Source organism: Streptomyces sp. NPDC029139 (assembly GCF_055564335.1).
Map to the genome: position 1 here is coordinate 1 of NZ_JBVHWN010000033.1, position 8504 is coordinate 8504.

Annotated in this window: 7 protein-coding genes and 2 pseudogenes; 6 read left to right on the forward strand and 3 right to left on the reverse strand. The window is 68.9% G+C overall.

Translation table 11 applies throughout. The features are described from left to right. The first annotated feature begins 70 nt into the window (after positions 1-70). The 6 genes from ACZ4VW_RS32430 to ACZ4VW_RS32455 all read left to right on the forward strand — a co-directional run bounded on the left by ACZ4VW_RS32430 (position 71) and on the right by ACZ4VW_RS32455 (position 6530). Complete coding sequence (locus ACZ4VW_RS32430; protein WP_467968723.1) at positions 71-334, forward strand: hypothetical protein; 264 nt, start codon at positions 71-73, stop codon at positions 332-334. Between the two features lie 480 nt (positions 335-814). After that, positions 815-1912 carry a cytochrome P450 gene (locus ACZ4VW_RS32435; protein WP_467968725.1) on the forward strand — a complete coding sequence of 366 codons (1098 nt, stop codon included), beginning with the start codon at positions 815-817 and terminating at the stop codon, positions 1910-1912. Beyond that, positions 1909-2676, forward strand: coding sequence for an HAD family hydrolase (locus tag ACZ4VW_RS32440; protein WP_467968728.1), 768 nt, complete (start codon positions 1909-1911; stop codon positions 2674-2676). The genes ACZ4VW_RS32435 and ACZ4VW_RS32440 overlap by 4 nt, the downstream gene beginning before the upstream one ends. A 99-nt stretch (positions 2677-2775) precedes the next feature. Continuing rightward, on the forward strand, positions 2776-4332 hold the full coding sequence (locus ACZ4VW_RS32445) for a prenyltransferase/squalene oxidase repeat-containing protein (protein WP_467968730.1): 1557 nt from the start codon (positions 2776-2778) through the stop codon (positions 4330-4332). Positions 4333-4570: 238 nt separating this feature from the next. Next, the gene (locus ACZ4VW_RS32450) at positions 4571-5941 is read left to right on the forward strand and encodes an SDR family NAD(P)-dependent oxidoreductase (protein ID WP_467968732.1); all 1371 of its coding nucleotides are present in this window, start codon (positions 4571-4573) and stop codon (positions 5939-5941) included. A 385-nt stretch (positions 5942-6326) separates the two neighbouring features. After that, positions 6327-6530: a hypothetical protein gene (locus ACZ4VW_RS32455; protein ID WP_467968734.1), complete on the forward strand. Its 204-nt coding sequence runs from the start codon at positions 6327-6329 to the stop codon at positions 6528-6530. Between the two features lie 231 nt (positions 6531-6761). On the opposite strand, the pseudogene ACZ4VW_RS32460 reads toward ACZ4VW_RS32455, so the two are convergent. From ACZ4VW_RS32460 to ACZ4VW_RS32470, 3 genes and pseudogenes are all read right to left on the reverse strand, one after another. Further along, positions 6762-7247: pseudogene (locus ACZ4VW_RS32460) on the reverse strand (IS5 family transposase); the annotation flags it as partial. Then, positions 7199-7692: pseudogene (locus ACZ4VW_RS32465) on the reverse strand (IS5 family transposase). The pseudogenes ACZ4VW_RS32465 and ACZ4VW_RS32460, both read right to left, overlap by 49 nt. Positions 7693-7724: 32 nt before the next feature. Further along, positions 7725-8309, reverse strand: coding sequence for a S1 RNA-binding domain-containing protein (locus ACZ4VW_RS32470; RefSeq protein ID WP_467968736.1), 585 nt, complete (start codon positions 8307-8309; stop codon positions 7725-7727). Positions 8310-8504: the final 195 nt, after the last annotated feature.

Consider the following 8504-nt stretch of genomic DNA (forward strand, 5'->3'; position numbering starts at 1 on the left):
GAATCTCAAGGACCGGAGGCGGTGACCAAGCTGCGGCATGGCCACCACCCTCGCACGTGGCCCGATCGACATGAAGTCAAAGAGACAGAACCTAGGTGTCTGTCTGCCCCGGCGTAACAACCGCGGGCAGGTCATCACTCTCGTCGTCATCACCGCGCTCCTTACCACCACCCTGTGCATCATCCGCGACGTCGACCGCCCCTTCGGCGGCATCATTGACATCCAGCCGACGGCCATCGCCGAGGCCGAACGCCAGGCCACCCGCGACATCCTCGCCCGTCACACGGCCGACGAGCTGCCCCGTGACGACCAGGGCAACCGCCGCACCAGCTGACGCTGCGCGACGCGACGAAGCGCATTTCCGTGCCGACACGGTTGACAGCGCCCTGGGGCCGGAAAGACCCGGTGACCAGCTTGTGGGGCCGGCAGGGGCGCTGCCGGAGCGGGTCGCCTGACGGCCCTGCCGTAAGGCCTGCGGCGCGATCGAGGCGGCTCCGTCTGGGGCGGAGCCGCGCTCGCTCCGGGCGGTTGCGGTCATGTGGTCTGTGAACGAGTTCCCCACTCGTTCGCGTGGTTTGGATGATTTCTGCGGGGAGACCGTTCGTCGGCCGGTGGCAGGATCGAAGGGAAGGTCTGTCAGTTCTCTCGAGGCCGTCCCTGGGAGGCACCCTTGACCGGACGATTAACCGACGATGAAGAGCCGCCTGCACGGTTCGATCCCTGGGACGGCGACCGGGATGACCTCTACGCCGGTTTGGCGCGGCTGCGGGCCGGGGGAAGGATCGTGCACTCCGATCGGCTTCAGGCATGGTGCGTGACCGGGTACGACGACATCGCGGCGATCCTCCGTAACGACGAGGACTTTTCCGCACGCGATCACAAACCCCGGCCGGTGAAGGACCTGCCGCCGGATGTCCGGGAGATGCTGAGCACCTGGAGCGGCGAGTCGGCATCTCTCGGCGAGATGGATCCACCCGAACACACCAGGGTCCGCTCGGTGATCAACGCCGGTTTCACCCCGCGGGCGCTGGAGGCCGCCGAAGGCGATATCAGGGCCACAGCCGTGCACCTGCTGCGGCCTCTCGCCGGAGCACCGGAGTTCGACATGGTCACCGAGTTTGCGCTGCCGTACGCGTTGACGGTGATCCTGCGTTTCCTCGGTATCCCCGACGAGCACCACCAGGCGTGCCTGCGCTGGTCCGACTACAAGGTCCAGCTCATGGTCGGCCGCGACCACACCCCCGAACAGCTGCGCCAGTACGCCACGGGGCTGCGCGCTTTCGGCGAGTTCGCCAGAGAGCTGACGGCGCAGCGGCTGTCGGATCCGCGCGAGGACCTCATCAGCACCATGCTGCACGAAAGCCCGCACGGCCACCGGCTCTCACCCAACGAGGTGGCCTCGTTGATCCCGACCCTGATCATCACCGGCCACACCACGCTCGCGCAGGCGCTGTCCATCACCATCAGACACCAACTCCGCTCCCCGGACGGCTGGGCCGCGCTCGTCGACGGCACCGTCGCGATCGCGGACCTGGTCGAGGAGGGCCTACGGCTGGACTGCCCGGTCGTCGGGATGTACCGCACCACGGTGCGGGAAGCGACGGTCGCCGGCCGTGTCCTGCCCGCGGGAAGCAGGGTGCTGCTGCTGTACGGGGCCGGCAACCACGACCCCGGCCGGTACCCGGACCCGGGCCGGTGCATGCCCGGAAGATGGCCCGCGGCTCCGCACCTGGCCTTCGGCCGAGGCACCCACTACTGCGTGGGTGCCGCCCTGGCCCGGACCGAACTGCGGATCGCGCTGGAGGAGCTGACCGCCCACTTCCCGGCGCTGTCGGCAGCCCCGGAGACCGCCCCCGCCTACCGGCCGACGTTCCCCCTGCGGGCACTGACTGCTCTGCGGGTACGGCCATGACCGAACCGCTGGACTGCCCCGACGCTCCCTCGCACGCGGTCGAACCGTGGGACTGCTCGTACGGGGCCGCGCTGCCGACTGTGCCGCCTGCAGGGCGCCGGCGTCCGTTCGACGCGGTGATCGCCGACGTCGACGACACACTGACCCTGGACAACTCGGCCGCCGAACTGCTCACGGCCCTGGGCGTACCCCTCCAGCGGCTGACCGGCCTGATACGCGAATCCGAGTCCGGGCTGCTCGACCAGGCCGCCGCGGATCAGCGACTGCTGGCTCTGCTGACCTCCCACGGCCGTCTCGACCGCCCGGCCGTCGAGGCAGTCTTCTCCCGGATCAGACTGCGACCGTCGGTGACATCGATGATCCACGCCTTTCAACAGGCCGGGCTGCGGGTGGGGCTGATCTCCGCCTCGTTCAACACCTACGTCGAGCCCATGGCGGCGCGGCTCGACATCGAGGACTGGTACAGCAACGTGCAACTCGGCTTCGACGACACCGACGCGCTGACCTCCGCCCACTTCACGATCGACGCCGCCGAACTCAAGCACCGGCAGCTCCATGACTTCTGCGCCCGGCACCGGCTGCATCCCAGCCGGGTGCTGGTGGTCGGCGACAGCAGGTACGACCTGCGGATGTTCGCCTGCACGGGGCGGGGCGTGCTCATGGCGTTCCCCCACAACGCCTCGCTGCATCCGCACGCCTGGCGGGTCATTGACCGCATCGACGAACTGGCCGCCCTGGCAGCCGCCACGACGCGGCCGGGATAACGAGCCGTACGCCTTCAGCCCCCCAGCGTCCCTGTCCGCTCCGCTCCGTTCCCTGTCTCCCACCTGCGGCCATCCGCGTCGCTTCTGAGAGGTGTTCTCATGCGTGTTCGCAGCACACCGCCCCATTTCACCCCCTGGCCGGACAACGCGCTGCCCGCCGGCTGGCGCACCGCGATGGACCGGCTCAGGACGTACGTCATCGAGCGCGTCGACCCCGACGGGGGCGTACGCGACCCCTGCCGGAGCCGGGTGCTGGAGTCCGCGCTCACGCTGTCGCTGCTGCGGGACTTTCCCGACCGGGCCGAGCGGATCGCCGGATACCTGCGACGACGCCGAGTCACTGCCGACCCCCTCGACCAGGCGCTCATCGCGGCGGCGTGCGGCGGCCCGGCCGACAGCCGGTCGGTCGCACTCGAGGCCTACATCGCGCAGGCGCCCGACTTCACCAGCCGGCGCAAGCGCGCGACCTTCGAGGCTCTGCTCATCGCCTGCGGCGCCGACATTGACACGCGACCGGCACTGGACGAGTCGGCCTTCTCCAGCGCCGGGCTCCATCCCTGGGCCGAGGCCCAGACGACGGCCGTCAAAGTCATCCTGGCCACCGTTTCGGGCGCACGGCACCAGATCGAGGACCGTGACGTCGATCTGCTGCTGTCCATCCAGGACCGGGACGAGATCTGGGAGGGCAACCTCCTGGTGCACCTGTCCGCGCTGCACGCCCTGCACCGGCTGGGCGGGCACGAAGAGCTCGTGCACAGGGGAGTGGACGCACTCCTCAAGCACCAGCGCCCCGACGGCGGGATCCCCTTCTTCACCGACACCGACACTTGGTGCACCGCGACCGCGGGCGTGGCGCTCCTGGCCGCCGGCGCACCGGACGATGTCATCCAGGCCATCGCCGACAACCTCGTCCGCCGGCAGAAGCCGAACGGCGCCTGGTCGGTCACGGACATCGCCGATGTCACCGACATCGACGACACCTCGGTCATCCTCGAACTTCTCCAGACCCACGACGACCCTGCGCACGAGAAGGCCGTCGAACGCGGCCGGCAGGCCCTGCTCGCCACCCGCGGGCCCGACGGGGGCTTCCCGACCTACGTCGCCGGCGCACCCTCCGAGGTCTGCATGACCGCCGCCGCGATCAACGCACTGTCCTGCCGACCGCCCCGCGACCCCGCCGTGCTCACCGGCGCCCTGGACTTCCTCGCCGCCGGACAGCGCAAGGACGGCACCTTCCCACCGGACTGGAGCGCCAGCAGGTTCCACTCCGTGTTCCGTGCCGTTCTGGCCGTCTCACAGGTGGACGCGCCCCACGCGCACGTCCTGCGGACGCGGGCGCTCCACCACATCCTGGCGACTCAGAACCCCGACGGGGGCTGGGGCCAGCAGCCCGACTCCGTCAGCGACCCGGTCAGCACGGCCTACGCCGTGATCGCCCTGTGCCACCAGTCGGACCCCCAGCCGGTCGCCGCCGGCATCGAGTTCCTGATGGCCCGGCAGAACAGTGAAGGAAGCATCGACTCGATCTCCGACTCCATCGGCCCCCGCCCCTTCGTCTTCCGCATTCCCGTCCTCGGCGACGTCTTCACGCTCATGGCCTTCGGTCACCTCTCCCACCGCGTAGCACCAGCGTCCGCGCACGCGCTGTCCGTGTAGCCGTCCGATCCCAAGTCGCGGCCGGGCCCCCTACTCGCCTGCTCCTCCTTCTCTCCCGCCAGAACGAGACCGGGTCCTTCCCGCCCGCAGGGCCAGGCAGGACCCGGTCCCCGGTCCGTCGGCCGCCCCTTGTGGCCGCCCGCCCCCACGTCCTCGCAGCTCTCAACCGTCAGTGACGGCAGCTGCGGGGGCCCTTGTCGAGATTTGGATGGCATCCGTGATGAACGACAGCCGCCGCATGAGCACCGGCCCCGAGCTGAAGGGAAAGGTGTGCCTGGTCACCGGCGGCGCCCAGGGCATCGGCCTCGCCACCACCAAGGCACTCGCCCAGCGAGGTGCGCGCGTGCACGCCGCCGAAATCTCCCTCGAACACCTCAAGACCGGCGCGGAGCACCTCCAGGCCGCCGGGCTCGGCGACGACGTCGTCTTCCACCGCGTCGACGTCACCGACCGGAACGCCTACGAGCAGTGCATCGCCGACGTACATGCGGCAGAGGGCCGGCTGGACGTACTGGTGAACAACGCCGCGTTCATACAGTGGCGCGACGTCGCCGACATGAGCGTTGAGGACGCACAGCTGACCATGCGCACCGGCTACGACGCCATGGTCTACGGCGTGAAGGCGGCCCTGCCGCTCATGCGGTCCGCCGGTGGCGGAACGATCGTCAACATGGGCTCCGCGGCGGGCATCGTCTTCGTCAAGGGCCCCTCGGCCGCGTACGCGGCGGCCAAAGCAGCGATCAACGCCTACACCCAGATCCTCGCCGCAGAACTCGCCACATCACCGATTCACGTGATGCTGGTCCGGCCCGGGACGGTCACCGGCACCGAGTTCTTCGGCCGCCACGTTCCCTCCCACCGGATGCCCCGCATCACCGATTTCCTCCCCGCCTCCTCGCCCGAGCAGATCGCCGACGCGATCGTCCACGGCATCATCAAGCGCCGGGACATCGTCGACACCCCCGGCTACCTGCCGGCCATGTACTGGACCTACGCCATGGCCCCCACCGCGTTCCGCAACCTGGCCGCCCTCGGCGGAAACGCCCGACGCAACTACGCCACCCCCGTCGGCACGGGGAAGGCCCCGGCATCCCGCCGGTCGGACACCGTTCCTCCCCCTGCCCGCGGTCTCGGCTTCCGGCTGATGAACAAGATCGCCCCCACCCCCTGGGCCGGCGCCGTCATGCGTGCCGCCATGGTGCCGCTGGACACCCTCCTCCAAGGCAGAAGTCGTGGCCGCCTCAGCGTCGGCAAGACCCTAGGCGTCGCCTCCCTTCTCCTGACCACCACCGGCGCCCGCACGGGCCGGCCCCGCCCCACGCCCCTCTTCTACGTCGAACACGACGGCGGCTACGCCGTGGTGGGCTCCAACTTCGGCCTCACACACCACCCCGCCTGGACCGTCAACCTCCTCAAAACCCCGGCCGCCACCGTCTCGGTCACCGGCCAGAACGTCCCGGTCACCGCGCGCCTCCTCGACGGCCCCGAACGCGAGCAGGTATGGCACAAGATCCTCACGACCCTGTCCACCGGCTACCAGACCTACAGCGACCGCTCAGGCCGTAACCTGCGCATCTTCCACCTCCAGCCCACCGGCCCGGCCCGGTGAACAGACGCAACACCGCCCCCGTCGGCCCAATCGAGCGCTGGCTGGGGTGGGTGGTGGGGGTCACTGAAGGGCTGCGGCGAGCCGCCCATCGAAGGTGATGTCGTCCCCCCGGGCACCTGCGGGGTGCTTCGGAGGTGCCCCGGCGTGCTCCAGGGGGCAAGCCTTGACCCGCCGCGTCTCGGCCCTCCGAAGAACGCACCTGCTCGGCCAGCGCCTGCTGCAGCGCTCGCGCTTGGGGCGGTGGGTCGTTACGACGCTCATCCGCCCGAATGGACGAAAGCTGCTCGCCATACGGTCCCCCAGTGCAGCTTCCTGGAGTCGGACCCGGCGTCGGCGGGGGGAAGATCGACCCCAGGTCGGTACGGAGCTGACCGGGAAGGCTGTCATGACACGCGAAGAAGTAAATGCTCTGTTCGATGAGATCGACACCAACGGCGACGACGAGATCACGTTGGAGGAGTGGAGAGATCACGCGAACCGTACCGACGCCAACTGGCTGGAGGCGTGGGACCAGTTCATGGAACTCAACAAGAACCACACGGGCGGAATCGGCCGGAGGCAGTTCCTCAAGCACCACGAGCAGCTCTGACTCGGCGCCCTTCACGCTCTGCGTGGGCAGAACGTCGAGGCGGTCTGCCTCGCGCAGACGTGTACAAGGCGGGCCAACTATCCGGGGGCCTGCCTTCCATCGGGGCCGATCCCTACGGCATGTCGTCGCGGCCGGCTCACGGCGGGCAGGGACAGATACCGGGTGCGAGTAGTTGAGGTACGGGAAATGCCACCGAGATTGATTTTGGTCGGCTAGGACTTGTCCGGCCGATCAAGTTCGCAGCCAGATGGTGAGGGCTGCCGCGGTGACGGTGCCGAGGTAGACGTAGCCGCGTTTGTCGTAGCGAGTGGCGACGGCCCGGTGCTGTTTCATGCGGTTGATCGCTCGTTCGACGGTGTTGCGCTTCCTGTAGCGGTCCTCGTCGAAGCCGGGCGGCCGTCCGCCGCGTGAGCCTTTGCGTAGACGGGCGGCCCGGCTGTCGGTCTTCTCCGGGATGGTGTGCCGGATACCGCGTCGCCGCAGATACTCGCGGACGGGGCCGTTGCTGTAGGCCCTGTCGGCAGTGAGGCTGTCCGGCTTCTTGCGGGGCCTGACCGGTCCTGGCCGCGGCACGCGGATCTTGTCCAGGACGGGCGTGAACTGGGTGCAGTCGGCTCGCTGGCCGGCGGTGGCGATCAGGGACAGCGGGCGGCAACGGCCGTCCGCGCTCAGGTGGAGCTTGCTGGTGAACCCGCCCCGAGACCGGCCCAGGCCCTCGCCTGCAGCACCACCTCCGCCAGACGGGTGGGAGGGCTCTGCCACGGTGTTCCGTTCTGGTGTTCTGCCTCTGCGGCCCCCTTTGAAGCAGGCGTCGGCGGTGGGTCGGTGCGGGCGCCGGCAGCGTGATGATGGGCGCGGACAATGGTGGAATCAACCGAGATGTCCCAGTCGATCTCACCGGCGGCGTCGGCCGTGGCCTGGACCTGTTGGAGCAGCCGCTCCCAGGTGCCGTCGGCCGACCACAGGCGGTGGCGTTCGTAGACGGTCTTCCACGGCCCGAACCGCTCGGGCAGGTCGCGCCACTGGACCCCGTCCGCACCCGGTGCAGAATCCCGTCGATCACCTGCCGATGGTCCCGCCACCTGCCACAACGCCCGTTGCTGACCGGCAGCAATGGTCGGAGCCGTTCCCACTCGGCATCCGTCAGATCACCCCGCCTCATGCTCACGTCAACGGCTGGGGCGCGCCCGGCCGTCACGTGGCTGGCACGACGCCTTCGTGCCGGCCACCCTGTGGCCTGGAGAGGAGAACCCGGCGGATCGGCGGGTCGATTTCCGTGATGACGAGGGCGATCTCCTCTCCGACCTCGAAGTCTTCAACTGGGCTCACCGCAGGCCGGCCGGGGGCTTCTCTGAAGGGGACCAGCCCGGCAATCCCGTCTCCGAGGTCGACAATGGTGCCGAAGGGAAGCACCTTCGCAACCGTCCCTCGGAGTTCCTGACCCACCGCTGTGCGGCCGACGAAAGCCTGGAGGGGGTCGGGCTCCAGTGCCTTCAAGGACAGTCTGGCCTCCGCGTTGCAGGTGTCGAACTGGAGGAACTCGCACGAGACACGCTGGCCTACCTGAACGACATCGGTGGGAGCGTTGATGTGCCGCCAGGACAGTTCGGGGATGACGATGAACCCGACACCGGGGAAGAAGGATTGGGCAGGCCCGTCGTGCAGGGCAACGAACACCCCGAACTGCTCGATCGCCGCGACGGTGCCGGACACGATGTCGCCGTGGTGCAGGGACTCCAAAAACGCCCAGAGTTCCGGGCTCTCAGACTGCCGATCCATACCGTCACCCTGGCACACGACATCGTGGACCGACCATGCCCTCGACGAGCTGCAGCCCCGCCGTGCTTCAGCAGCCGAGACCATGATCGGCAGGACAAGTCCTAGGTGTATTGATCACGAGCGTTGTTGACAGTCGCAGGTCTTGATCATGGCGAAGACCTCCGGTGTGGTGGAGGTGTCTAGGACTACACCGCA

Excerpts from the sequence above, each read along its gene's own strand:
- ACZ4VW_RS32470 (WP_467968736.1), bottom strand. The coding sequence starts at position 8,309 with ATGGATCGGCAGTCTGAGAGCCCGGAACTCTGGGCGTTTTTGGAGTCC.
- ACZ4VW_RS32430 (WP_467968723.1), top strand. The coding sequence starts at position 71 with ATGAAGTCAAAGAGACAGAACCTAGGTGTCTGTCTGCCCCGGCGTAAC.
- ACZ4VW_RS32455 (WP_467968734.1), top strand. The coding sequence starts at position 6,327 with ATGACACGCGAAGAAGTAAATGCTCTGTTCGATGAGATCGACACCAAC.
- ACZ4VW_RS32440 (WP_467968728.1), top strand. The coding sequence starts at position 1,909 with ATGACCGAACCGCTGGACTGCCCCGACGCTCCCTCGCACGCGGTCGAA.
- ACZ4VW_RS32445 (WP_467968730.1), top strand. The coding sequence starts at position 2,776 with ATGCGTGTTCGCAGCACACCGCCCCATTTCACCCCCTGGCCGGACAAC.
- ACZ4VW_RS32450 (WP_467968732.1), top strand. The coding sequence starts at position 4,571 with ATGAGCACCGGCCCCGAGCTGAAGGGAAAGGTGTGCCTGGTCACCGGC.